The organism is Burkholderia metallica, assembly GCF_001718555.1.
Lineage (GTDB): Bacteria > Pseudomonadota > Gammaproteobacteria > Burkholderiales > Burkholderiaceae > Burkholderia > Burkholderia metallica.
Genome location: NZ_CP013401.1, coordinates 3,236,517 through 3,262,073, shown reverse-complemented (window position 1 = coordinate 3,262,073; position 25,557 = coordinate 3,236,517). Strand labels below are relative to the sequence as shown.

Below are 25,557 nucleotides of genomic sequence, written 5' to 3'. Positions count from 1 at the left end.
GCTGCACAAGCCTTTCGCGCACCTTCGCGTGCGATGACGTGCGGCTTGCCGGCACCCTGCGCGCGATGCCGATGTGCGGCTCTCCGGCGCGAGGTTCGCGAAAACGCCAGGCGCGGCCACGTATAATGGCCGCAATCCGCGTCGCCCGCGGCCCGGCTGGGCCCATGCGGCGCTCGGTTCGCCGCCTGTCCGCCCGCTCGCGACGGCCGCGAACCGAACGCGCCCGCACGAGTCCAACCGGCGCGTTTCGCGTCGCCCGACGAAGTCGGGCGAGTGCCCGAAACGCCCGCCGCCTTGCCGTTCAACCCTGCGCGTTTCGCACCGCACTTTCTGCCATCAGCCTGAATCGATCATGCGTCTGTCTTCCCAAGGCCTCAAGTCCCTCGCTTCCTCCATCGCCTTCGGCACCGCCGCGCGCAACGTCGCGCTCGGCGTGATGCTGCCCGTCGCGCTCGCATCGACGATCGTCGTCGCCGAGGCGAAGCCGGCCGCCAAGGCAAAGGCCGCGCATGCAGCGCCGGCCGCCGCCGAACAGTTCACCGGCGCGCCCGCGACCTACATGCCGGGCGCGGTGCCGCCGCCGGGCGTGAATGCGCGCTCGTGGGTGCTCGTCGATGCGACCAGCAACACGGTGCTCGCGTCGGGCAATGCCGATGAACGCGTCGAGCCGGCGTCGCTGACGAAGCTGATGACCGCGTACCTCGTGTTCGAGGCGCTCGACAAGAAGAAGATCTCGATGGAGCAGATCGTCACGCCGAGCGACGCGGTGCGCCGTGTCGGCCGCGACGAGTCGCGCATGTTCATCGAGGCGAACAAGCCGGTGTCGGTGCACGACCTCGTGTACGGGATGATCATCCAGTCGGGCAACGACGCCGCGATCGCGCTGGCCGAACTCGTCGGCGGCAGCGAAGGGCAGTTCGTCACGATGATGAACGACGAGGCGCAGCGCCTCGGCATGAAGGGCACGCACTTCGCCGACGTGAACGGCATGCCCGACCCGAACCACTACACGACGGCCGGCGACCTCGCGAAGCTGTCCGCGCACCTGATCCGCGATTTTCCGCAGTACTACAGCATCTTCTCGGAGAAGGAATTCAAGTACAACAACATCCGCCAGGGCAACCGCAACCGTCTGCTGTGGCTCGACCCGACGGTCGACGGCCTGAAGACCGGCCATACGCAGGCTGCCGGCTACTGCCTGATCGCATCGGCGAAGCGCGCGATTCCGGGCGTGGACGGCCAGCGCCGCCTCGTGTCGGTGATGATGGGCGAGCAGAAGGAAAGCGAGCGTACGCAGGACAGCATGAAGATGCTGAACTACGGCTACAGCGCGTTCGATTCGGTGCGCCTGTTCAAGGGCGGCCAGGCGATCTCGACGCCGCGCATCTACAAGGGCAAGGACAACACCGTGCAGGTCGGCGTGAAGAGCGACCAGTGGGCGACCGTGCCGCGCGGCCTCGGCGACAAGGTCAAGACCGAGGTCGACGTCAACGCGCCGCTGATCGCGCCGCTCGCGGAAGGCCAGCAGGTCGGTACCGTGAAGATCGTCGCCGACGGCAAGACGCTGTCCGAATTCCCGGTCGTCGCGCTGCAGGCCGTGCCGGAAGCGGGTATCTTCGGGCGTATCTGGGACTCGATCCTGCTGATGTTCAGCAAGAAGAAGTAAGCACGACGGGCCTTTCTTTTCACGACTTCATCCCCATCTGTCATAACCATGAGCCAAGCCGAATTCGAACCGATCGTCTACCTCAGCGTGTCGTCGCAGGAGGAACTGGTGCCGCTGTCGGAAGCCCGGGTGCCGGTGCTCGACCGTGGGTTCATCTTCGGCGACGGCGTGTATGAAGTCGTGCCCGTTTATGCGCACGACGGCGCGCACGTGCCGTTCCGGATCGAGCAGCACCTGGAGCGGCTCGCGCGCAGCCTGAAGAAGATCGGCATCGACAACCCGCACGACGCGGCCGGCTGGCGCGCGCTGATCGAGCGCGTCGTCGCGGCGAACGCCGAAGGGCTCGGCGACGGCAATGCGCTCGTCTACCTGCAGGTGACGCGCGGCGTCGCGAAGCGCGGCCACGCGTTCCCGGCGCACGCGGTGCCGACGGTGTTCGCGATGACGAGCCCGTTGCGCCTGCCGTCCGCCGACGAGCGCGCGAAGGGCGTGCGTTGCGTGACGGCGGAAGATCGCCGCTGGCTGCATTGCGACATCAAGTCGATTTCGCTGCTCGGCAACGTGCTGATGGCGCAGCATGCGGCCGAACGCGATGCGTTCGAGACGCTGCAGTTGCGCGACGGCAACCTGACGGAAGGCTCGTCGTCGAACGTGTGGATCGCGAAGAACGGCGAGCTGCTCGCGCCGCCGCGCAGCAACAAGATCCTCGAGGGGATCCGCTACGCCCTCGTCGAGGAGCTGGCCGAGGCGTGCGGCATCCGGTTCGTCGCGCGCGAGATCAGCGAAGTCGAGTTGCGTTCGGCGGACGAAATCATGATCACGTCGGCCACGAAGGAAATTCTGCCCGTCACGTCGCTCGACGATCTGCCCGTGCAGGGCGGCAAGCCGGGCCCCGTATTCGCGGCGTTGTACGACGCGTACCAGCGCGCGAAGGCGCGCGAGTTTGAACAGTTTGACCTAACCCGGAGAAAATGATGAGCGAACCGACCAAAACCATCGAGGTGACCGGCGCGATCGATACCCGGAAGGAGTCGCTGCTGGAGTTTCCGTGCGATTTCCCGATCAAGATCATGGGCAAGGCGCACCCCGAGTTCAAGGACACGATCTTCAAGGTCGTCGCCGTTCACGACAACGAGATCGACGTCGAGAAGATCGAGGAACGTGCATCGAGCGGCGGCAATTACACGGGCCTCACGATCACCGTGCGGGCGACGAGCCAGCAACAGCTCGACGACATCTACCGCGCACTGACCGGCCATCCGATGGTCAAGGTCGTGCTCTGAGCGCCCGCCATCCTCCTTCCTGCGCGCACTCGGCGGGGGTCTTCCCCGCCGCGCGCCGCGCGTCCAGCTCGTCGCACAGCCGTTTGTATTCGGCCACTTCCTGAAGCAGCCAGGCTCTGAACGCCTGCACGCGCGGAGCGTTCAGGAGCGGCGGCGGACACACGAAAAAATAGTGCCACGGGCTCGGCCCGTCGATGTCGAACAGGCGCACGATGCGTCCGTCGAGCAGGTCGTGCACCGCGAGCGAGCGGCGCACCAGCGCGATGCCCTGGCCGTCGATCGCGGCCAGCAGCAGGTTCGACGAATCCTGGTACAGAATCCCCCGTTTCGGCTCCGTCAGCGTGTTGAGTCCGGCCGCGTCGAACCACGGCCGCCACAGTTCGTCGTCCGAGCGCAGCAGGGTGTAGTGCGCGAGATCGGCGGGCGTTTGCGGCAGCTTGCCGCCGTTCAGCGTCGGCGCGCAGGCCGGAAAGAACACCTCGTCGAACAGCGGCTCGACATGCAGCCCCGGATAGTTGCCGTTCCCGAAGCGGATCGCGAGATCGACGTCGTCGCGCGCGAAATCGGTGAGCGAGTTGGTCGACTGCAGTTCGACGTCGATTTCCGGATGCCGCTCGATGAACGTGCCGATGCGCGGCGTGATGAAGCGCGCGGCGAACGACGACAGCATCGACACCACCAGCCGCCGGTCGCGATCGCTCGCGCGCACGTCGCGGGTCGCGTCGGCGATCACCATCAGCGCGGTGCGGATCTGCTGCGCGTAGCGCATGCCGGCATCGGTCAGGCACAGCCGCTTGCCGTTGCGCGTGAACAGCTGCACGCCGAGCTCCTCCTCGAGCGCGCGCACCTGGTGGCTGACCGCGCCGTGCGTGACGTACAGCTCGTCGGCGGCGCGCGAGAAATTCTCGTGACGGGCGGCGGCTTCGAACGCGCGAATCGCGTTCAGCGCAGGGAGCTGGCGGAGGTCCATTTGCTAATTTTCCTCACATCGACGTGAAAATTGGTCGTTTTGTCGGACGCCTTGAAATGACTACGATTGTAGCCATCGAAGCATTTATTGGCGGAGTCGATCATGCAAGAAATTTCTTCAAGCATCACGTTCGAAATCCCCGCGGGCGAAACCGTGCCGATGAAGGTGCAACGCAGCACGCGGCTGGTGGTGCAGCGCGGGCCGGTGTGGGCGACGCGCAGCAACGACGTCAACGATTACTTCCTGGTCGACGGTGAAACGCTGAAGCTGCGCCGCGGCGAGCGGCTGTGGCTCAGCGCGGAAGGCCGTGAGGGCACGTGCGTGGCATTCTCCGTGTCGCGGCCGCCGCGGGAAGTCGCGCTCGGCGGGCTGGCACGGCTGCGCGAACGGCTGTCCGCGCTGCTCCATGACGGATGGCGCACCGTCTGACCGTCATTTCCTCCGACGGATACCGGCGATCCGTCCCCGTCCCCAGGCCGGCGAGACCCACGGGTTTTCGGTAAACTACCGCCCATGTCCGTTTCGCCGGTTTCCATCGTGTCCACGCCTGTCGCCGTTTCCGCATCGCCCGCCGGGTCTCCGGATCAGCCGGCCCCGCCGGTCACCGTGCGGTGGCGGGGCGTCGAGACCTACGAGACGAGCTTCGACGCAATGCGCGCGTTCACCGACACGCGCACGGCCGACACCGGCGACGAGATCTGGCTGGTCGAGCACCCGCCCGTCTACACGCTCGGCCAGGCCGGCGACCCGGCCCACCTGCTGGTGGCCGACAGCGGCGTGCCGCTCGTGAAGGTCGACCGCGGCGGGCAAATCACTTACCACGGCCCCGGCCAGATCGTCGCGTACCTGCTGCTGGACCTGCGCCGGCGCAAGCTGATGGTGCGCACGCTCGTGACGAAGATCGAGGAGGCCGTGATCGAAACCCTCGCGGCGTATAATCTCGCTTCGGTCCGCAAGGCGGGCGCGCCCGGCATCTACGTGGCATCCGGCGTGCACGAGGGCGCGAAAATCGCGGCCCTCGGCCTGAAGATCCGCAACGGCTGCAGCTATCACGGGCTGAGCCTGAACGTGAAGATGGATCTGCGCCCGTTTCTTGCGATCAACCCGTGCGGCTATGCCGGACTGGAAACCGTCGACATGGCGAGCCTCGAGGTTGCCGCCGACTGGAACGACGTCGCCCGCACGCTGGTGCGCCGTCTGATCGCCAACCTCGACGGCGCATCCGCAGCCGCCGACAAGCCGCACGCACTGGAACAACATTCGAATGACTGACGTTACCGCTTCCCCCGCACCGGCCGATTCGGCCGCCACCGCTGCCTACGATCCGACCGCCAAGCAGAAGGCGCAGGCGAAGACGGCGCGCATCCCGATCAAGGTCATTCCGATCGAGAAGCTGAAGAAGCCCGAGTGGATCCGCGTGAAGGCGGCCACCGGCAGCTCGCGCTTCAACGAGATCAAGACGATCCTGCGCGAGCACAACCTGCATACGGTGTGCGAGGAAGCGAGTTGCCCGAACATCGGCGAATGCTTCGGCAAGGGCACCGCGACGTTCATGATCATGGGCGACAAGTGCACGCGCCGCTGCCCGTTCTGCGACGTCGGCCACGGCCGTCCCGATCCGCTCGATGCGGATGAACCGAAGAACCTCGCACGCACGATCGCCGCGCTGAAGCTCAAGTACGTGGTGATCACGAGCGTCGACCGCGACGACCTGCGCGACGGCGGTGCCGCCCATTTCGTCGAGTGCATCCGCGAAGTGCGCGAGCAGTCGCCGGACACGCGCATCGAGATCCTGACGCCGGACTTCCGCGGCCGTCTCGACCGCGCGATCTCGATCCTGAACGCCGCGCCGCCGGACGTGATGAACCACAACCTCGAAACGGTGCCGCGTCTGTACAAGGAAGCGCGCCCGGGTTCGGACTACGCGCACTCGCTGAAGCTCCTGAAGGACTTCAAGGCGCTGCATCCGGACGTCGCGACGAAGTCTGGCCTGATGGTCGGCCTCGGCGAGACCGAAGAGGAAATCCTGCAGGTGATGCGCGACCTGCGCGCGCACGACGTCGACATGCTGACGATCGGCCAGTACCTGCAGCCGTCCGAGCACCACCTGCCGGTGCGTGCGTACGTGCATCCGGATACGTTCAGGATGTACGAGGAAGAGGCGTACAAGATGGGCTTCACGCACGCGGCCGTCGGCGCGATGGTGCGTTCGAGCTATCACGCCGATCTGCAGGCGCACGGGGCCGGCGTGGTCTGAGCGCCGTTGCTTCGTTCGTCGTCGGACGAACCCGAAAAAGCCCGCAGCGATGCGGGCTTTTTCGTTGGTGCGGCGGCCATCCACGCCGCCGCACGACAATCGCCATCCGACCGGACGCGCGATCCGGTCGAACGTGAAAAGCAAAGCTGAAACGGCATCGATAGCTTCGCACGATAAGTTCGCTCCCGCCGCGCGCAAAGCTCCTATAGTCGGCTCTCCCGCAGCAATGCCCGCATTCCGAAGGAGAGCCGCATGTCCCGTTTCAGCTTCGTCCGCCGCGCCGTCGTCGCGCTGACCGCCTTGGCCGCGCTCGGCGCGGCACACGCCGAATCGCGCGAAGTCGTGATCGCGTACCAGGACATGGTCGTGCCGTGGCGCTACGCGCAGGCGAGCGGTGAAGTCGAAAAGGCGACCGGCTACAAGGTCACGTTCCGCAAGCTCGACAGCGGCGCCGACGTGATCCGCGCGCTCGCGTCGGGTTCCGTCCAGCTCGGCGAAGCCGGTTCGAGCCCGATCGCGGCCGGGCTGTCGCAGGGGCTCGACATCTCGCTGTTCTGGGTGCTCGACAACATCAACGACGCCGAGGCGCTCGTCGCGCGCAACGGCTCGGGCGTCACGAGCGTCGCGGCGCTGAAGGGCAGGAAGATCGGCGTGCCGTTCGTGTCGACGTCGCATTTCCATACGCTGGTCGCGCTGCAGGCGGCGGGCGTCAATCCGAACGACGTGAAGATCGTCAACCTGCGCCCGCCCGAAGTCGCGGCCGCCTGGGCGCGCGGCGACATCGATGCGACCTATATCTGGGACCCGGTGCTCGCGAAGGTCAAGCAGTCGGGCACCGTGCTGACGACGTCCGGCCAGGTCGCGAAAGCGAGCGGCAAGGCGACCTTCGACGGTTTCGTCGTGAGCCGCAAGTTCGCGCGCGAGAACCCCGAGTTCGTCACGCGTTTCGTGAGGGTGCTCGCAGCCGCCGATGCCGACTACCGCGCGCATGCGGCGGCGTGGAAGGTCGGCTCGCCGCAGGTCGCGGCGGTCGCGAAGGTGTCGGGCGCGAACGCGCAGGACGTGCCCGCGAGCCTCGCGCTCTACGCGTTCCCGACGGCGGCCGAGCAGGCGTCGCCGACGTGGCTCGGTGGCGGTGCGCAATCGGGCGCCGCGAAATCGCTCGCGGCGACCGCCACGTTCCTCAAATCGCAAGGCACGATCCAGACGGTGCTCGCCGACTACTCGGCCGGCGTCGATCCGCAGTTCGTGCAGAAGGCCGCGCGCTGAGCGCGGCGAGCATCGCGGAGTCCTGAGCATGAGTACGCTGGAAGTCCGTCAGGTTTCGGTTGCCTATCCGGGCGAGCGCGGCAGGCCGACCACGCAGGCGCTCGCGCGCGTCGACCTGCGCATCGATGCCGGCGAATTCGTCGTCGCGCTCGGCGCGTCCGGGTGCGGGAAGACGACGCTGCTGAACTGCATGGCCGGCTTCGTCGCGCCGACCACCGGCGACGTGCGCGTCGACGGCGTGCCGGTCACGGGCCCGGGCGCCGACCGCGGCGTCGTGTTCCAGAAGTACGCGCTGCTGCCGTGGCTCGACGTGCTCGACAACGTCGCGCTCGGGCTGCGCTTCGCGCGCGTGTCGAAGGCCGAGCGCGAAGCACGGGCGCGGGAGATGCTCGCGCTGGTCGGGCTCGAAGGTCATGCGCATGCGCGCGTGTACGCGCTGTCGGGCGGGATGCAGCAGCGTGTCGGCATCGCGCGCGCGCTCGCGAGCGATCCGCGCGTGCTGCTGATGGACGAGCCGATGGGCGCGCTCGACGCGCTGACGCGCGGCACGATGCAGGCGCTCGTGCTCGACGTGTGGGCGCGCACCGGCAAGACGGTGTTCTTCATCACGCACGATGTCGAGGAGGCGCTGTTCCTCGCGACGCGTCTGGTCGTGATGACGCCCGGCCCCGGCCGGATCGCGGAAACCTTCGAACTGCCGTTCGCGCGCCGCTACGTCGAATCGCGCGATGCGCGCGCGGTGAAGTCGTCGCCGGATTTCATCGCGTGGCGCGAGCGGTTGATTGCGTACCTGCATCGCGACGAGGCGGCCGAGGTGCCCGCGTGATGCGCGAATGGGTGCGGCAGGGCGTGTCCGTCGGGCATGGCCGGATCAGTTCTTTGCACAGGCAGGACGACATGAGCACGCAGGATTCGTGGGCAGCTGATCGCGCGGCTGCGGGGTTCGGGCAGGACGATCGCGCGACGCAGCGGCGCCACGCGGCGCATGCGGCGCGCCCGTCACATCGCTACCGGTTGCCGGGGGAGGGGAAGACGGCGGCCTTGAGCACGGCGACGGTCGCGGCGCTGGCCGTGCTGTGGTGGGTCGCCACCCATCGCCAGTGGCTGCCGCCGCTGTTCCTGCCCGCACCGGAAGCGGTGTGGACGGCATTCGTCGATGCGTGGCACGGCCGCATCCAGGGCGGGCTGCCGCTGTCCGAGCACCTGCTGTGGAGTGCGGCGCGCGTGTTCGGCGCGTTCGCGCTCGCGACGGCGATCGGCGTGCCGGCCGGCATCCTGATGGGCGTGAGCCGCGTCGCGCGCGGCGTGCTCGATCCGCTGCTGGAGTTCTACCGGCCGTTGCCGCCGCTCGCGTATCTGCCGCTCGTCGTGATCTGGTTCGGCATCGACGAAACGGCGAAGCTCGTCGTGATCTTTCTCGCGTGCTTCGCGCCGATCGCGATGGCCGCCCGCGCCGGGGTGCGCGCGGCGACGGTCGAGCAGATCAACGCCGCGTATTCGCTCGGCGGCAGCTTCGCGCAGATCGTGCGGCACGTCGTGCTGCCGGCCGCGCTGCCGGAGATCCTCACCGGGCTGCGGATCGCGATCGGCTTCGGCTGGACGACGCTGGTGGCGGCCGAGATGGTCGCCGCGACGGCCGGGCTCGGGCAGATGGTGCTCAACGCATCGAGCTTCCTGCGCACGGATATCGTCGTGATGGGAATCCTGATCATCGGCGCGATCGCGTGGCTGTTCGATCTCGCGATGCGGTGGGTCGAGCGGCGGGTAGTGCCGTGGAAGGGGCGGGGGTGACGGAACCCAGGCGATACGGGCGACGTTTACGCGCCGCCCCGGCCTGCCACCGTCATTCCCCCATCGCCACTCCTTCCCGCCGCGGGTCCGCCCCACCGAACCACACCGTCTGCCCCTGCACGTTCAGCCGCTGGATGCCCTGCAGCCCCGAGTTCATCTCGACGACCTGCACGTCGTGCCCGCGGCCCTTCAGCCCGTCGGCGAGCGCGTCCGACACGCGGCCGCGCTCCAGCTGCGTCGGCCCGTTCATCGAGCCGAAATTCGGCAGCGCGATCGCCTGCTGCATCGTCATCCCCCAGTCGAGCACGCCGACCAGCGTCTTCGCGACGTGATTGATGATCGCGGGGCCGCCGGCCGAGCCGACGATCATCGTCACCTGCTTCGTCTTCTTGTCGAACACGAGTTCCGGCGACATCGCCGAGCGCGGCCGCTTGCCCGGCTGCACGCGGTTCGCGACCGGCCGGCCGTTGTCGTTCGACACGAACGAGAAATCGGTGAGCTGGTTGTTCAGCATGAAGCCGCGCACCATCAGCCGCGAGCCGAACGCGTCCTCGATGCTGGTCGTCATCGACAGCGCCTGCCCGTAGCGGTCGACGATCGCTATGTCGGACGTCGACGGCAACTCGGGGCTGCGGTCGTCGGCCAGCGCGAGCGTCGCGCCCTGCGGCGTGCCGGCCTGCGCGACGCCCATGCTGTTGTCGCCGATCAGGTGCGCGCGCTGCGCGAGATAGGTCTTGTCGGTGAGGCTCGCCCAGTTCCCACCCGGCAGCGGCACGAAATCGGGATCGGCAACGTAGCGCGCGCGGTCCGCATACGCGAGGCGTCCGGCTTCGCTGAACAGATGCGCGGCGAACGGCGTCGGCTCGTAGCCGACGTCGTTGCGCACCGGCTTCTGCGCGCCGATCTGCTGCCAGTCGGGCATCGCCTCGAGGATGCCGAGCATCTGCGCGATCGCGAGGCCGCCCGACGACGGCGGCGGCATCCCGCACACGACCGAGCGCCGGTAATCGGCGCACAGCGGCGCACGCACCTTCGCCTTGTAGCGCGCGAGATCCTGCAGCGACAGCAGGCCCGGGTTGGTCGGGTGCTTGCGCACCTTCGTGACGATGTCGCGCGCGATCGCGCCGCTGTAGAACGCGTTCGCGCCGCGGTCGGCGACCTGGCGCAGCACGGTCGCGAGCGCGGGGTTCTTCAGCACGGTGCCGGCCGCTTTCGGCGTGCCGTCCGCGTTGTAGAAGTACGCACGCGCGGCCGGGTCGTTCTTCAGGTATCGGTCGTTCGCGATCAGCGTCGCGAGCCGCGGGCTGATCGTGAAGCCGTGCTCGGCGAGCCGGATCGCCGGCTGGAACAGCCGCCGCCACGGCAGCTTGCCGTGCGCGCGGTGCGCGGCGTCGAGCATGCGCAGCACGCCCGGCGTGCCGACCGAGCGCCCGCCGACGACACCTTCGTATAAGCTCATCGGCTGGCCGGTCGGGCCGTAGAACAGCCGGTCGGTCGCGGCGGCCGGCGCGGTTTCGCGGCCGTCGTACGCCTGCGTGGTCTTGCCGTCGAAATACAGCATGAATGCGCCGCCGCCGATTCCCGACGATTGCGGCTCGACGAGCGCGAGCACCATCTGCGTGGCGATCGCCGCGTCGATCGCGGTGCCGCCGGCCTTCAGCATCTCGTAGCCGGCCTGCGTCGCAAGCGGGTTCGCGGCCGCGATCATGAAGTGCTGCGCGGTCCAGCCCGGCTTGTCGGTCCAGCCGGACGACAGCTCGGGCGCGTGGAAGCCGGGCAGCGGCACGGCGGCGCCCGATGCGGCGGCGACGGGCACCACTGCGCCCGACGGCGGCGTGGACGGGGACGTGCAGCCGGCGTTGAACGCGACGAGCGCGACGGCGGCGAGCAGCGTCCAGGAGCGCGAATGCGGACGAATCCGGTCGAACATTGAACCCTCGGCAGCAGTGAATTCGAAGGAGGCGACGGTGCCGGTGCAACGCGGCTGCCCGCCCCGGCGCGCTATTGTCACCGCGCAGCCGGCGGCTTGTCACCCGACAGGAAACCCTGACGCAGCGCGCCGGGCCCGCCCCGGCCGGTCTTTCCGGCTTGTTCGAGGATGAACTCTATGAACGTGGACGTCGCGCGCGTGTGGTGCCGGTTCGGCATGTAGAGCATGTACATGTGCGTGCCGAAGATGCTGAGCCGGTATGCGTCGAGCGACGTGACGACCGTGCCGCGCCGGATGTCGTCCTGCATCACGTAGTCGGGCACGATGCCGACGCCGATCCCGCCGAGGATCGCTTGCCGCAGGAACAGGAAGTTCTCCGAAATCAGCGTGGGCTCGAGCAGCACTTCGTGGCGCTCGTCGCCGAGATACGCGGCGATCCTGAGCTGCCGGCCCACCACCGTCGCGGTGACGACCGGGGACGCCGACAACGCGTCGAGGCTCGCCGGCATCCCGTGCTCGGCCGCGAACGCGGCCGACGCGCACGCGACGTAGCGCACCGCGCCCATGTCGCGCGCGACGAGGTTCTGCGGCGGCTCCGGCATCACGCGCACCGCGATGTCGATCTCGTCGCGCATCAGGTCTTCCACGCGGTTCTCGAACACGACGTCGAGCACGATGCCCGGATGCAGCCGCTTGAACGCGAGCAGCCAGTCGGACATCACCATCTGCCCGTAGCCGCTCGGCACCGACAGCCGCACGCGGCCCTGCAGGTCCTGGCCGAGCGTCGTCACCGATTCCTGCGCGGCGAGCAGTTCGTTGCGGATGCGCCGGCCGTGCTCGTACAGCTTCAGCCCGATCTCGGTCGGCTCGATGCGCCGCGTCGTGCGGCGCACGAGCTGCTGGCCGATCGAGCGCTCGAGCTGGTTCAGCCTGTAACTCACGTTCGCGCGGCTCATCTTGAGCCGCTGTGCGGCCTTGCTGAGATTGCCGGCATCGAGGATTTCGACGAGCAGCGTCAGCGCGTTCAGGTCCATGCGTTGCGTCTCCTGATCCGTCCCGCTCATGAATCTCGATGGCGGTCGGACACCTTCAGTGTCAAGTCGGACTTGACAGCTTGTAAAAGCGGGAGGGAATTGTCAATGAATCTCGATCAATCGAGAATCAGCACATGCCCGGCGTACGGCCGGATCTTGTCCCGCATCCGCGGGACCGGGGCCGGTGCCCCGGCGCCGCGCCCGTGGCAGCGAGCCACGCGGCGGCGTCGACGCACCGGCCGCCGCGTCAAGGAGACACGATGAACTCACCCGCTTCCCCCGCCAGCTCCACCGGCACCGTCACGCGCGAGCGGCGCGACAAGGTGCTCGTCGTCACGATCGACCATCCGCCCGTCAACGCGCTGTCCGCCGACGTCCGGCGCGGCCTCGCCGACGCGCTCGACGCCGCGCGGGCCGACGACGCGATCCGCGCGGTGCTGATCGTCGGCGCCGGCCGCAACTTCATCGCGGGCGCGGACATTCGCGAATTCGGCAAGCCGATCGTGCCGCCGTCGCTGCCCGACGTGTGCGAGCACATCGAGTCGAGCGCGAAGCCGGTCGTGGTCGCGCTGCACGGCGCGACGCTCGGCGGCGGCCTCGAAGTCGCACTGGCCGCGCATTATCGGCTCGCGGTGCCCGGCGCGAAGCTCGGGCTGCCCGAAGTGACGCTGGGCCTGCTGCCCGGCGCGGGCGGCACGCAGCGCGCGCCGCGCCTGATCGGTGCGAAGGCCGCGCTCGACCTGATGCTGACGGGCCGCCACGCGAGCGCCGAGGAAGCGCTCGCGCTCGGCCTCGTCGACCGCATCGCGCACAGCGACGATACGCTCGCCGAAGGCCTCGCCTACGCGCAGGAACTGGTGTCGCTCGGCGCGCCGGTGCGCCGCACGCGCGATGCGCAGGGACTCGCCGACCGCGCGGCCGCGCAGGCCGCGATCGATGCGGCGCGCGTGGAGCTGCCGAAGAAATCGCGCGGGCTGTTCTCGCCCGCGAAGATCGTCGACGCGGTCGAGGCCGCGCTCACGCAGTCGTTCGACGCGGGAATGAAGCTCGAACGCAGCCTGTTCCTGCAGTGCATCGACAGCCCGCAGCGCGCGGGCCTCGTGCATGCGTTCTTCGCCGAGCGCGAAGCTGCGAAGGCGCCCGAGGCGCGGCGCGCGAGCGCACGTCCGGTCGAGCGGATCGGCGTGGTCGGCGGCGGCACGATGGGCGCCGGCATCGCGGTCGCGGCGCTCGATGCCGGGCTGCCGGTGACGATGATCGAACGCGACGAAGCATCGCTCGCGCGCGGCCGCGCACATGTCGAAAAGGTGTACGACGGCCTCGTCGCGAAAGGGCGGATGACGCCGGCCGCGCACGCGGCGCGGCTCGCGCGCTTCAAGGGCAGCACGTCGTACGATGCGCTCGCGCAGGCCGACGTCGTGATCGAGGCGGTGTTCGAGGACATGGCGGTGAAGCAGGCCGTGTTCGCCGAACTGGCACGCGTGTGCAAACCGGGCGCGGTGCTCGCGACCAATACGTCGTATCTCGACATTGACGCACTCGCCGCGAGCATCGACCGGCCGGCCGATGTGATCGGCCTGCATTTCTTCTCGCCGGCCAACGTGATGAAGCTGCTCGAGATCGTCGTGCCGGCGCGCGTCGACGCCGACGTCGTCGCAACCGCGTTCGCGCTCGCGAAGCAGTTGAAGAAGACGCCGGTGCGCGCCGGCGTGTGCGACGGCTTCATCGGCAACCGGATCCTCGCGGTCTACCGCACCGCGGCCGACTACCTGATGGAAGACGGCGCGTCGCCGTACCAGATCGATCGCGCGGTGCGCGAATTCGGCTTCCCGATGGGGCCGTTCCAGGTCGTCGACCTCGCGGGCGGCGACATCGGCTGGGCGACCCGCAAGCGCCGCGCGGCGACGCGCGACCCGCGTGCGCGCTACGTGGAGATTTCCGACCGGCTGTGCGAGCGCGGCTGGTTCGGCCAGAAGACGGCGCGCGGCTACTACTTGTATCCGGACGGCGCGCGCGTCGGCACGCCGGACCCGGAAGTCGAAGCGATCGTCGCGGAAGAGCGCGCGAAGAAGGGCATCACGCCGCGCACGTTCAGCGACGACGAGATCCTGCGCCGCTACCTCGCCGCGATGATCAACGAAGGCGCGAACGTCGTGCACGAGAAGATCGCGCTGCGCCCGCTCGACGTCGATGCGGTGTTCCTGTACGGCTACGGCTTCCCGCGCTATCGCGGCGGCCCGATGCATTACGCGGATACGGTCGGCCTCGCGAACGTACTCGCCGACATCCGCGCCTTCGCGAAGGAAGGCCCGCTGTTCTGGAAGCCGTCGCCGCTGCTCGTCGACCTCGTCGCGCGCGGCGCGGATTTCGCGAGCCTGAACCGCATCGACTGACTGCCCACCGCATTCGCCACGGACCGAAGATGGACCTCAATTTCACTCCCGAAGAGGAAGCCTTCCGCACGCAAGTGCAGCGCTTCCTGCAAGCCGAACTGCCCGAACGCATCGCGCGCAAGGTGAAGGGCGGCCTGCATCTCACGCGCGACGACATGCGCGAATGGCACGCGATCCTCAACGCACGCGGCTGGCTCGCGAGCCACTGGCCGCGCGAGTTCGGTGGCCCCGGCTGGAGCGTCGCGCAGAAGTTCCTGTTCGACAACGAATGCGCGCTCGCGGGTGCGCCGCGCATCGTGCCGTTCGGCGTGAACATGCTCGGCCCCGTGCTGATCAAGTACGGCAGCGAAGCGCAGCAGCGCCACTGGCTGCCGCGCATCCTCGACGGCACCGACTGGTGGTGCCAGGGCTACTCGGAGCCGGGTGCCGGCTCCGATCTCGCGGCGGTGAAGACGAGCGCGGTGCGCGGCATCGACGCGCAGGGCGAGCACTACATCGTGAACGGCCAGAAGACGTGGACCACGCTCGGCCACTACGCGAACATGATCTTCTGCCTCGTGCGCACCGCGACCGACGTGCGCAAGCAGGAAGGCATCAGCTTCCTGCTGATCGACATGAACACGCCGGGCGTCGAGGTTCGCCCGATCGTCACGCTCGACGGCGAGCACGAAGTGAACGAGGTGTTCTTCACCGACGTGCGCGTGCCGGCGGCCAACCTCGTCGGTGAAGAGAACCGCGGCTGGACCTACGCGAAATACCTGCTCACGTACGAGCGCACCAACATCGCGGGGATCGGCTTCTCGACGGCCGCGCTCGACCGGTTGCGCGCGGTCGCCGCGAAGGTCACGAAGAACGGCCGGCCGCTCGCGGACGATCCGTTCTTCGCGGCGCGCATCGCGCGGGTCGAGATCGAGCTCGAGAACATGCGCACGACCAACCTGCGCGTGCTGGCCGCGGTCGCGGGCGGCGGCGCGCCGGGTGCGGAAAGCTCGATGCTGAAGATCCGCGGCACGCAGATCCGCCAGGAGATCACCGCGCTGATGCGGCGTGCGATGGGGCCGTATGCGCAGCCGTTCGTCGAGGCAGCACTCGAGGCCGACTACGACGGCGAGCCGGTCGGCCCGGACGACGCCGCAAGCGCCGCGCAGCAGTACTTCAACAACCGGAAGCTGTCGATCTTCGGCGGCTCGAACGAGATCCAGAAGAACATCATCGCGAAGATGATGCTCGGGCTGTAACGAGGAACGCGACGATGGATTTCCAGCACACAGAAGACCGCCGGATGCTGGCGGATACGTTGAACCGCTTCATCGCGGAACAGTACCCGTTCCCGGTGCGCGACCGCATCGCGCAGTCGGCCGACGGTTTCGATCGCGCGATGTGGCAGCGCTTTGCCGAACTCGGCGCGGTCGGCGCGCTGTTTGCCGAGGCCGACGGCGGCTTCGGCGGCGCGGGCTTCGATATCGCAGTGGTGTTCGAATGCCTCGGGCGCGGGCTCGTCGTCGAGCCGTTCCTGGGCGCGCTGCTCGCAGGCCGCGCGCTGGCGCTCGCCGGCGGCGACGCGCATCGCGACCGGCTCGCCGCGCTGATCGACGGCAGCGCGAGCGCCGCGTTCGCGCACGACGAACCCGGCTCGCACTACGAACTGACGACCGTGCGCACGCGCGCCGAACGCTCGGGCGACGGCTGGGTGCTGACGGGCGCGAAGGGCGTCGTCGACCAGGCCGCGCAGGCGGCGTTCTTCGTCGTCAGCGCGCGCGTGTCGGGGAACGACGACGATGCGGCCGGCATCGGCCTGTTCGTCGTGCCGGCCGACGCGCCGGGCGTAACGCTTCGCGACTACCGGAAGATCGACGGCGGCCGTGCGGCCGAAGTGCGCTTCGAGCGCGTCGCGCTGCCGGCCGATGCCGCGCTCGGCGCGCACGACGGCGAAGCGGGCGCCGAGCTGCTCGAACGCGTGCTCGGCTACGGGCTGCTCGCGTTGTCGGCCGAGGCGCTGGGCGCGATGGACGTCGCGAAGGCGTACACGCTCGACTACCTGCGCACGCGCAAGCAGTTCGGCTTGCCGATCGGCAGCTTCCAGGCGTTGCAGCACCGGATGGCCGATCTGCTGCTCGAAATCGAGCAGGCGCGCTCGGCCGTGATCAACGCGGCCGCGCAGCTCGATGCGCCGCGCGTGGTGCGCGAACGCGCGCTCGCCGCGGCGAAGTACAGCATCGGCCGGATCGGCACGCTCGTCGCCGAAGAGAGCATCCAGCTGCACGGCGGAATCGGGATGACGTGGGAGCTGCCGCTGTCGCACTACGCGAAGCGCCTCGTGATGATCGATCATCAGCTCGGCGACGATGATCACCATCTCGCGCGCTACATCGCGCTGTCGAAACAGTAAAGGCGCAAAGCGCGAACGGAGGAGACAAGGATGACGAACGAACCGCGCGCGTTGCCGCTGGCCGGCGTGAAGGTGCTGGATTTCTCGCGCGTGCTCGCCGGCCCGTGGTGCGCGATGGTGCTCGCCGATTTCGGTGCGGAAGTGATCAAGGTCGAGCATCCGGCGCGCGGCGACGACACGCGCGACTGGGGTTTGAGGATCGGCGACACCGAGACGACCTACTTCAACAGCGTGAACCGCAGCAAGCGGTCGATCTGCGTCGACCTGCAGACCGGCGAAGGGCGGCGGATCGCACGCGAGCTGGCCGCGCAGGCCGACGTGGTGCTGCACAACTTCAAGTTCGGCGGCGCCGAAAAGCTCGGGCTCGGCTACGACGAACTGGCCGAGCTGAATCCGCGCATCGTGCATTGCGCGATCTCCGGCTACGACCGTTCGGGTGCCGAGGCCGCGCGGCCCGGCTACGACCTCGTCGTGCAGGGCGAGGCCGGGCTGATGGCGCTGAACGGCGAGGCCGGCCAGCCGCCGCTGAAGTTCGGCGTCGCGGCGGTCGACCTGTTCACCGGCATGTATTCGGCGCAGGCGATCCTCGCCGCGCTGTACGAACGCCATGCGACCGGGCGCGGGCGGCGCATCGAGATGGCGCTGTTCGACTGCGGGCTGATGATCACCGCGTACTACGGGCTCGACGCGCTGCTGATGGGCGAAGACCCGCCGCGCTACGGCAACGCGCATCCGTCGATCGTGCCGTACGGCGTGTTCGACGCGGCCGACGGCCCGCTCGTGATCACGGTCGGCAACAACACGCAGTTCGCGCGCTTTTGCGACGCGATCGAGCGGCCGGACCTCGCGGCCGATGCGCGTTACAAGACCAACCTCGGCCGCTCGGAAAACCGCGCCGACCTGTTGCCCGAGATTCGCGGCGAACTCGCGCGCCGGTCGCGCGCGACGTTGCTTGCCGCGCTCGCCGACGCGGGGATTCCGTGCGGCGAAGTGCTCGGGCTGCACGAAGCGTTGACGTCGGAACGTGCGACACAAGCCGGGCTCGTCACGCGCCAGCCGCATCCGGTCGCGGGCGGCGTCGACGTGCTCGCGCCGCCTTATCGCTTCGACGGTGCGCGGCTGCCGGTGCGCGGTGCGCCGCCGGTGCTCGGCGCCGATACGGATGCGGTGCTCGGCGGCTGGCTCGGGTTGTCGGCCGGCGAGCTCGCGCGGCTGCGTGCGGATCGCGTGGTCTGAGCGTACGCCCACGCACGGGCAGCAAATCGCATTGCACCGCCGCGGCGCGGGCGGATCGGTAGACGCGCCGGCCATCCACGACACGACTCTCGCGACGACGAGACGATATAGGAGACACCATGGAGCTTTCCGTCATCGAATCGGTCACGGCGCGCCGTGACTACCAGCAGCTCGTGCGCGCACGGCGCCGCTTCAGCTTCACGCTGACGGCGCTGATGATCGCCACGTACTACGGCTTCATCCTGCTCGTTGCGCTCGCGCCGCACGTGCTCGCGGCACCGCTGTACCGCGGCGCGACGACGACGGTCGGGATCGCCGTGGGCGTCGCGATCATCCTGGTCGCGATCGCCCTGACCGCGTGCTACGTGCTGCGCGCGAACCGTGCGTTCGACCGCCGCGTCGACGCGCTCCTGCAGCGTCCGTGACGGAGACCGACATGCGACGTATCCCAATTGCGCCCCGCGCGCTGGCCGTTCCCGTCATGCTCGCTTCCGCCGCCGCCCGTGCGGTATCCGTCGCGGGGCCGATGCCCGACAAGGTCGAACTGAACCCGGTCGCGATCGGGATGTTCTTCGCGTTCGTGCTGGCGACGCTCGCGCTCACGCGCTGGGCCGCGCGCCGCACGCGCTCGACACGCGACTTCTACACGGCGGGCGGCGGCATCACCGGGCTGCAGAACGGGCTCGCGATCGCCGGCGACTACATGTCGGCCGCGTCGTTCCTCGGGCTGTCCGGCATGGTGTTCATGTTCGGCTTCGACGGGCTCATCTACTCGATCGGCTTCCTGGTCGGCTGGCCGTTCGTGATGTTCCTGATCGCCGAGCCGCTGCGCAACCTCGGCAAGTTCACGTTCGTCGACGTCGTCGCGTACCGCTTCGCGCAGCGGCCGATCCGGCTGCTGACGTCCGCGAATTCGCTGACTATCGTCGTGCTGTATCTCGTCGTGCAGATGGTCGGCGCGGGCAAGCTGATCCAGCTGCTGTTCGGCCTGTCGTACGGCACCGCCGAGCTGATCGTCGGCGTGCTGATGGTGGTGTACGTGTTCTTCGGCGGGATGACCGCGACCACCTGGGTGCAGGTGATCAAGGCCGTGCTGCTGCTGTGCGGCGCGACGCTGCTCGTCGTGCTCGCGCTCGCCGAATTCGGCTTCAGCGTCGACGAGATGTTCCGCCGCGCGGTGGCCGTGCATCCGGGCGCGCTGTCGATCATGGGGCCCGGCAAGCTGATCCGCGATCCGGCCAACGCGCTGTCGCTCGGCATCGCGCTGATGTTCGGCACGGCCGGCTTCCCGCACATCCTGATGCGCTTCTTCACGGTGCCGAACGCGAAGGAGGCGCGCAAGTCGGTGCTCTACGCGACCGGCTTCATCGGCTACTTCTACCTGCTGACCTTCGTGATCGGCTTCTCGGCGATCGTGCTGCTCGCGCAGCATCCCGAGTTCTTCAGGCTCGGCGCGAACGGCACGTTCAACCTCACGCACGACCTGCTGGGCGGCTCGAACATGGTCGCGGTGAAGCTCGCGCAGGCGGTCGGCGGGAACTGGTTCTACGGGTTCATCGCGGCCGTCACGTTCGCGACGATCCTCGCGGTGGTCGCCGGCCTGACGCTCGCCGGCGCGACGACGATCTCGCACGACCTGTATGCGCAGATGTGGGCGCGCGGCAAGCCCGACGAGCGCGTCGAGATGCGCATCTCGCGCGCGGCGACGATCGCGCTGTCGGCCGTCGCGATCGGACTGTCGATCCTGTTCGAGCACGTGAACGTCGCGTTCATGGTCGGGCTCGTCGCGGCGGTGGCCGCGAGCGCCAATTTCCCGGTGCTCGCGATGTCGATCTTCTGGCGCGGGATGACGACGCGCGGCGCGGTGCTCGGCGGCGGCCTCGGTCTCGGGTCGGCGGTCGCGCTCACGGTGCTGTCGAAGTCGGTGTGGGTCGACGTGCTGCACCACGCGCACGCGCCGGTGTTCCTCGACAACCCGGCGCTCGTGTCGGTGCCGCTCGCGTTCGTCGGGATCGTTGCAGGCTCGCTCGCGGATCGCGGCGAGCGGGCCCGGCGCGAGCGGGACGCGTTCGCGCGGCAGGAGTTCTACGCGCAGACGGGCCTGCTGGCCGGCGAGGCCGTGCGACACTGATTCGTCCGATCAACGCGCCTATCCGTCCGGATCGCCGGACGGATAGCGTCCGGAAATCCGGAATTCCGGATTTCCTTGCCTGCCGCATTATGGGAAATACAATGAAAACAATGGCTTGAATGGTTTCGGCAACCTGGCATCGACCTTGCGTTATAAATCGCACGGCCATCCCCCGGCCGGACTATTAAACCAAGCGTTGCATGAGACCCGACAAGCGCCGAAGCGCCGACCGGAGTCCACAGGAGACAATCGATGACCACTGCCTTCCTCCCCCTCCGGATGTCGTGAGGCATCGCTTGTTGCGGCACGGCAGCCGCGCGGGCGAATGACTCCCCTGGCATTCGCCTGCGCGCGTGACGCCGTTTCCACCGGCTCATCTACTTCAGCAGGAACCATCGTGAAGAAGAAACCCTTCTACAAAGTACTCTATGTGCAGGTGATCTTCGCCATCATCGTCGGCGTGATCCTCGGCCACTACTACCCGGCGCTCGCCACCGACATGAAGCCGCTCGGCGACGGGTTCATCAAGCTGATCAAGATGGTGATCGGGCCGATCATCTTCTGTACGGTCGTCACCGGCATCGCCGGCATGGAGGACATGAAGAAGGTGGGCCGCGTCGGCGGCAAGGCGCTGCTGTACTTCGAGATCGTGTCGACCTTCGCGCTGGTGCTCGGCCTCGCGGCCACGCACATCCTGCGTCCGGGCGTCGGCTTCAACATCGATCCGGCGACGCTCGACGGCAAGGCCGTCGCGTCGTACGCGGCGAAGGCGCACGGGCAGTCGACGGTCGATTTCCTGCTGCACATCATCCCGAACACGATGGTCGACGCGTTCGCGCAGGGCGAGATCCTGCAGATCCTGCTGATCGCGCTGCTGTTCGGCAGCGTGCTCGCGCACCTCGGCGAGCGCGGCAAGGTCGTCACCGACTTCATCGACGGCCTCACACGCGTGCTGTTCGGCATCGTGCACATCGTCACGAAGCTGGCGCCGATCGGCGCGTTCGGCGCGATGGCGTTCACGATCGGCAAGTACGGCGTCGGCTCGCTGGTGCCGCTGCTCAAGCTGATCGGCACGTTCTACCTGACGTCGGTCGTGTTCGTGCTGGTTGTGCTCGGGACGATCGCGCGCTTCACGGGCTTCTCGATCATCCGCTTCGTGTCCTACATCAAGGAAGAGCTGCTGATCGTGCTCGGCACGAGCTCGTCGGAAGCCGCGCTGCCGCAACTGATGGAAAAGCTCGAGAAGGCCGGCTGCTCGCGTTCGGTCGTCGGCCTCGTCGTGCCGACCGGCTACTCGTTCAACCTCGACGGCACCAACATCTACATGACGATGGCCGTGCTGTTCATCGCGCAGGCGACCAACATCGAACTGACGTGGATGCAGCAGCTCACGCTGCTGGCCGTCGCGATGCTGACGTCGAAAGGCGCGAGCGGCGTGACCGGCGCGGGCTTCATCACGCTCGCGGCGACGCTGGCCGTCGTGCCGACGATCCCGCTGTCGGGCATGGTGCTGATCCTCGGCATCGACCGCTTCATGAGCGAATGCCGCGCGCTGACCAACATCGTCGGCAACGGCGTCGCGACCGTCGTCGTGTCGGCGTGGGAGAAGGAGCTCGACCGCAACAAGCTGCGCCAGGCGCTGAGCGGCCGCGACGCAGTCACGCCGACCGAGACGGCCGGCGTCTGACGCGATGAAGGAGCAGGCGGCGGTACCGCCCGCCGGCGGCGCGGGCCGCGGGGTTCGGGGCAGGGCGGTTGAGGCCTATGACACAATAGGCGATCCGCATCGCCAGGAAGCCTCGACCGTGACGCGCCGTCTGCTCATTCTCGTCGTGCTTGCCGCCGCGCTCGCCGCGGCGTGCACGCTGACGTGGACGATCACCTGGCGGCGCGGCATCGCCGAGCTGCAGCGCAACGCGGCGGTGCGGGTCGATCGCACCACCAACGCGCTCAAGAGCACGCTCGACCGCTACGAATCGCTGCCCTATCTGCTCGGCAGCCACCCGTACGTGCAGGACCTGCTCGCCGAGCCGAAACGCGCCGACTACACCGCGCGCGTCAACCGCTATCTCGAAGATCTCAACGAACATGCGCACGCCACCGTCACCTACGTGATCGGTGCGGACGGCCTGTGCGTCGCCGCCAGCAACTGGCGCGCGCCCGACAGCTTCGTCGGGATCGAATACCGTTTCCGCCCGTATTTCCTCGACGCGATGAACGGCCGGGTCGGCCGCTTCTTCGGGATCGGTACGATTTCGCGCGATCCCGGCTACTACATTTCGCAACCGGTGTGGCGCGACGGCAAAATCGCGGGCGTCGTCGTCGTCAAGCTCAACCTCGAATGGTTCCAGGGGGCCGATGCGTCCGAGCCGCTCGTCGTCGTCGACGACCACGGCGTCGTGTTCCTGTCGTCGGTGCCCGCGTGGAAGTACCACACGCTGCGCCCGCTCACGGGCCCCGTCGCCGCGTCGATCTATGAGACGCGCCAGTACGCGCAGCAGCCCGTCACGCCGCTGCCGCTGCGCATCGAGCAGGTGCTCGGCGCCGATGCGGAAATCGTGCGCCTGGGCCCGGGCCTGCGCGCGCCGCGCTTTCTCGCCAGCAAGCGCCGGATCGGCGAGCCCGACTGGCTGCTCGTCACGCTCGCGCCGATCGCGCCCGTCGACGCCGATGCGCGCAACGCGACGATCGTCACGGGTTTCGGCTTCGTGTCGGTCGCGTTGCTCGCGTTCTACTGGCGCATGCGCCGCGCGCGCGTGCGTGAAATGATCCGCGGCCGCGCGCTGCTGCAGCAGGCGTACGCGGAGCTGAACCGGCGCGTCGAGGAGCGCACGGCCGACCTGTCGGAAGCGAACGTGCAACTGCAGAAGGAAGTCGGCGACCGGATCCGCGCGGAGCAGGAGCTGCGCGCCGCGCACGACGAGCTGATCCAGGCGAGCAAGCTTGCCGCACTCGGCCAGATGGCGGCCGGCATCACGCACGAACTGAACCAGCCGCTCGCGGCGCTGCGCAGCTTCTCGGACAACACGCGCGTGCTGCTCGACCGCGGCGAGCAGGCGGCCGCGCGCGAGAACCTCGAGGCGATCGCCGCGCTCACCGAGCGGATGGGCAAGATCACGAACCAGTTGAAGCTGTTCGTCGGCCGCGCGAAGCCGCGCAACGAGCAGGCGCTCGTCGTGCGCGCGCTGCGCAGCGTGCTGTCGCTGCTCGCCGAGCGGCTGCGCGGCGTCGCGCTCACGCTGACGCTGCAGGATGCGACCGTGTCGCCCGCGCACGACGCGCCGCTCGACCTGGCGCGCGACTATCCGGAACTCGTCGCGCGCTGCGAGGATCTGCGCCTCGAACAGGTGCTGATCAACCTGCTCGGCAACGCGCTCGACGCGGTCGCCGGCGTGGCGGCGCCCGCGATCGAGGTGACGATCGCGGTGTCGGCCGCGACGCTCGCGGTCGAGGTGCGCGACAACGGCTGCGGCATCGCGCCCGACCTGCTGCCGCGCCTGTTCGAGCCGTTCTTCACGACCAAGGAAATGGGGCGCGGGCTCGGGCTCGGCCTCGCGATCTCGTCGTCGATCGCGAGCGACGCGGGCGGCGCACTGACCGCGCGCAACGCGCCGTCGGGCGGCGCGCTGTTCGTCTTGACGCTGCGCCGCGCCCGCACGCATCATCCGGACTCCGTGTCCGAGCCGGCGGGCTCGCGCTAGGCGCGCCACGCCGCCCGCCCGATCGGCGCACGATCGGTATCAACGACGCCGCGCGCGCTGCCGCCGCGCGGCCCGTCAGGAGCAAGTGAGTACGATGGCCAACCGGCTGCAAGTGATCTATATCGAAGACGACGCGCTCGTTCGCCGGGCGAGCGTGCAGAGCCTTCAGCTGGCGGGCTTCGACGTCGCCGGCTTCGAGTCGGCCGAAGCGGCCGAGAAGGCGATCGTCGCCGATACCGCCGGCGTGATCGTCAGCGACATCCGGCTGCCCGGCGCGAGCGGGCTCGACGTGCTCGCGCAATGCCGCGAGCGTGTGCCCGACGTCCCGGTGATCCTCGTCACCGGGCACGGCGACATCTCGATGGCCGTGCAGGCGATGCGCGACGGCGCGTACGACTTCATCGAAAAACCGTTCGCGGCCGAGCGCCTGATCGAGACGGTGCGCCGCGCGCTCGAGCGCCGCGAGCTCGTGCTCGAGAATCACGCGCTGCGGCGCGAGCTGGCCGGGCAGAACGTCGTCGCGCCGCGCATCATCGGCCGCAGCCCGGCGATCGAGCAGGTGCGCAAGCTGATCGCGAACGTCGCGCCGACCGACGCGTCGGTGCTGATCAACGGCGACACCGGCGCCGGCAAGGAACTGATCGCGCGCAGCCTGCACGAGCTGTCGCCGCGCCGCGACAAGCCGTTCATCGCGGTGAATTGCGGCGCGCTGCCCGAGCCGATGTTCGAATCCGAGATGTTCGGCTACGAGCCAGGCGCATTCACCGGCGCCGCGAAGCGCCGCGTCGGCAAGCTCGAATACGCGTCCGGCGGCACGCTGTTTCTCGACGAAATCGAAAGTATGCCGCTTGCGTTGCAGGTGAAGCTGCTGCGCGTGCTGCAGGACGGCGTGCTGGAGCGGCTCGGCTCGAACCAGCCGATCCGCGTGAACTGTCGCGTGGTCGCGGCCGCGAAGGGCGACATGAGCGAGCTCGTCGCCGCCGGCACGTTCCGGCGCGACCTGCTGTACCGGCTCAACGTCGTGACGATCGCGCTGCCGCCGCTCGCCGAGCGCCGCGAGGACATCGTGCCGCTGTTCGAGCACTTCATGCTCGATGCGGCCGTGCGTTACGCGCGGCCCGCGCCGGTGCTGACCGACCGGCAGCGCGCGAGCCTGATGCAGCGCGACTGGCCCGGCAACGTGCGCGAGCTGCGCAACGCGGCCGACCGCTTCGTGCTCGGCGTGGCCGACATGCCGCAGGAGACGGGCGCAAGCGGCGACGCGGCCGACAACGAGCAGACGCTGAAGGAGCGCATCGAGCAGTTCGAGCGCGCGGTGATCGCCGAGGCGCTGAACCAGACGGGCGGTGCGGTCGCCGCGACGGCCGACCGGCTGCATGTCGGCAAGGCGACGCTGTACGAGAAGATGAAGCGCTACGGGCTGTCGGCGAAAGGCGAAACCGAGCGCTGAAAAGCAGACGGACCGCGGAACCGGGTTGCCCGGTCGTGCGGTCCGTCGTGACGGGAA

At 68.7% G+C, this 25,557-nt stretch carries 21 protein-coding genes; 18 read left to right on the top strand and 3 right to left on the bottom strand.

Features of this window, described 5'->3' with window-relative positions; genetic code table 11:
* Positions 1–352 precede the first annotated feature (352 nt).
* The 3 genes from WJ16_RS14735 to WJ16_RS14725 are packed head-to-tail and all read left to right on the top strand — an operon-like array spanning position 353 to position 2,949.
* Positions 353–1,666 (top strand): D-alanyl-D-alanine carboxypeptidase family protein, encoded by a 1,314-nt coding sequence (locus tag WJ16_RS14735; RefSeq protein ID WP_069257679.1) that lies wholly within the window; start codon positions 353–355, stop codon positions 1,664–1,666.
* A gap of 48 nt (positions 1,667–1,714) precedes the next feature.
* Positions 1,715–2,641: a D-amino acid aminotransferase gene (locus WJ16_RS14730; protein WP_069257678.1), complete on the top strand. Its 927-nt coding sequence runs from the start codon at positions 1,715–1,717 to the stop codon at positions 2,639–2,641.
* Positions 2,641–2,949: an HP0495 family protein gene (locus tag WJ16_RS14725; protein ID WP_057928637.1), complete on the top strand. Its 309-nt coding sequence runs from the start codon at positions 2,641–2,643 to the stop codon at positions 2,947–2,949. The genes WJ16_RS14730 and WJ16_RS14725 overlap by 1 nt, the downstream gene beginning before the upstream one ends.
* Here the strand turns inward: WJ16_RS14725 and WJ16_RS14720 are convergent.
* Positions 2,933–3,919 (bottom strand): transcriptional regulator GcvA, encoded by a 987-nt coding sequence (locus WJ16_RS14720; protein ID WP_069257677.1) that lies wholly within the window; start codon positions 3,917–3,919, stop codon positions 2,933–2,935. The two genes, WJ16_RS14725 and WJ16_RS14720, sit on opposite strands and share 17 nt — an antisense overlap.
* A gap of 102 nt (positions 3,920–4,021) precedes the next feature.
* Between WJ16_RS14720 and WJ16_RS14715 the strand changes: the two genes are divergently transcribed.
* From WJ16_RS14715 to WJ16_RS14690, 6 genes are all read left to right on the top strand, one after another.
* A complete protein-coding gene (locus WJ16_RS14715) occupies positions 4,022–4,348 on the top strand; it encodes a DUF2917 domain-containing protein (RefSeq protein ID WP_069258080.1) in 327 nt (108 codons plus the stop codon).
* Positions 4,349–4,432: 84 nt separating this feature from the next.
* Positions 4,433–5,191 (top strand): lipoyl(octanoyl) transferase LipB, encoded by a 759-nt coding sequence (lipB, locus tag WJ16_RS14710; RefSeq protein WP_069257676.1) that lies wholly within the window; start codon positions 4,433–4,435, stop codon positions 5,189–5,191.
* Entirely contained in the window at positions 5,184–6,176 is a 993-nt protein-coding gene (gene lipA, locus WJ16_RS14705; protein ID WP_069257675.1) for a lipoyl synthase, read from the top strand. Before lipB ends, lipA begins: the two co-directional genes overlap by 8 nt.
* Positions 6,177–6,428: 252 nt before the next feature.
* Positions 6,429–7,445, top strand: coding sequence for a taurine ABC transporter substrate-binding protein (gene tauA, locus WJ16_RS14700; RefSeq protein ID WP_069257674.1), 1,017 nt, complete (start codon positions 6,429–6,431; stop codon positions 7,443–7,445).
* A 28-nt stretch (positions 7,446–7,473) separates the two neighbouring features.
* Positions 7,474–8,271, top strand: a complete 798-nt coding sequence (locus WJ16_RS14695) for a taurine ABC transporter ATP-binding protein (protein WP_069257673.1) — start codon at positions 7,474–7,476, stop codon at positions 8,269–8,271.
* Positions 8,271–9,236, top strand: coding sequence for an ABC transporter permease subunit (locus WJ16_RS14690; protein WP_069257672.1), 966 nt, complete (start codon positions 8,271–8,273; stop codon positions 9,234–9,236). Before WJ16_RS14695 ends, WJ16_RS14690 begins: the two co-directional genes overlap by 1 nt.
* 52 nt (positions 9,237–9,288) lie before the next feature.
* Here the strand turns inward: WJ16_RS14690 and ggt are convergent, their stop codons facing one another.
* A complete protein-coding gene (ggt, locus tag WJ16_RS14685; protein WP_069257671.1) occupies positions 9,289–11,166 on the bottom strand; it encodes a gamma-glutamyltransferase in 1,878 nt (625 codons plus the stop codon).
* 77 nt (positions 11,167–11,243) lie between these two features.
* Entirely contained in the window at positions 11,244–12,200 is a 957-nt protein-coding gene (locus tag WJ16_RS14680) for a LysR family transcriptional regulator (protein ID WP_069257670.1), read from the bottom strand.
* A 260-nt stretch (positions 12,201–12,460) separates the two neighbouring features.
* Between WJ16_RS14680 and WJ16_RS14675 the strand changes: the two genes are divergently transcribed.
* The 9 genes from WJ16_RS14675 (at position 12,461) to WJ16_RS14635 (ending at position 25,500) form a co-directional block, all read left to right on the top strand.
* Complete coding sequence (locus tag WJ16_RS14675) at positions 12,461–14,593, top strand: 3-hydroxyacyl-CoA dehydrogenase NAD-binding domain-containing protein (RefSeq protein ID WP_069257669.1); 2,133 nt, start codon at positions 12,461–12,463, stop codon at positions 14,591–14,593.
* A gap of 29 nt (positions 14,594–14,622) precedes the next feature.
* Positions 14,623–15,831, top strand: coding sequence for an acyl-CoA dehydrogenase family protein (locus WJ16_RS14670; RefSeq protein ID WP_069257668.1), 1,209 nt, complete (start codon positions 14,623–14,625; stop codon positions 15,829–15,831).
* A gap of 14 nt (positions 15,832–15,845) precedes the next feature.
* Positions 15,846–16,982 (top strand): acyl-CoA dehydrogenase family protein, encoded by a 1,137-nt coding sequence (locus tag WJ16_RS14665; protein WP_069257667.1) that lies wholly within the window; start codon positions 15,846–15,848, stop codon positions 16,980–16,982.
* Positions 16,983–17,012: 30 nt separating this feature from the next.
* Positions 17,013–18,218 carry a CaiB/BaiF CoA transferase family protein gene (locus tag WJ16_RS14660; protein ID WP_069257666.1) on the top strand — a complete coding sequence of 402 codons (1,206 nt, stop codon included), beginning with the start codon at positions 17,013–17,015 and terminating at the stop codon, positions 18,216–18,218.
* Between the two features lie 119 nt (positions 18,219–18,337).
* Positions 18,338–18,643 carry a DUF485 domain-containing protein gene (locus WJ16_RS14655; protein ID WP_069257665.1) on the top strand — a complete coding sequence of 102 codons (306 nt, stop codon included), beginning with the start codon at positions 18,338–18,340 and terminating at the stop codon, positions 18,641–18,643.
* Between the two features lie 11 nt (positions 18,644–18,654).
* Positions 18,655–20,349, top strand: a complete 1,695-nt coding sequence (locus tag WJ16_RS14650) for a cation acetate symporter (protein WP_069258079.1) — start codon at positions 18,655–18,657, stop codon at positions 20,347–20,349.
* 397 nt (positions 20,350–20,746) lie between these two features.
* Positions 20,747–22,036, top strand: a complete 1,290-nt coding sequence (locus tag WJ16_RS14645) for a dicarboxylate/amino acid:cation symporter (RefSeq protein WP_069257664.1) — start codon at positions 20,747–20,749, stop codon at positions 22,034–22,036.
* 4 nt (positions 22,037–22,040) lie between these two features.
* Complete coding sequence (locus WJ16_RS14640) at positions 22,041–24,050, top strand: sensor histidine kinase (protein WP_069257663.1); 2,010 nt, start codon at positions 22,041–22,043, stop codon at positions 24,048–24,050.
* Positions 24,051–24,144: 94 nt separating this feature from the next.
* The gene (locus WJ16_RS14635; RefSeq protein WP_069257662.1) at positions 24,145–25,500 is read left to right on the top strand and encodes a sigma-54-dependent transcriptional regulator; all 1,356 of its coding nucleotides are present in this window, start codon (positions 24,145–24,147) and stop codon (positions 25,498–25,500) included.
* Positions 25,501–25,557: the final 57 nt, after the last annotated feature.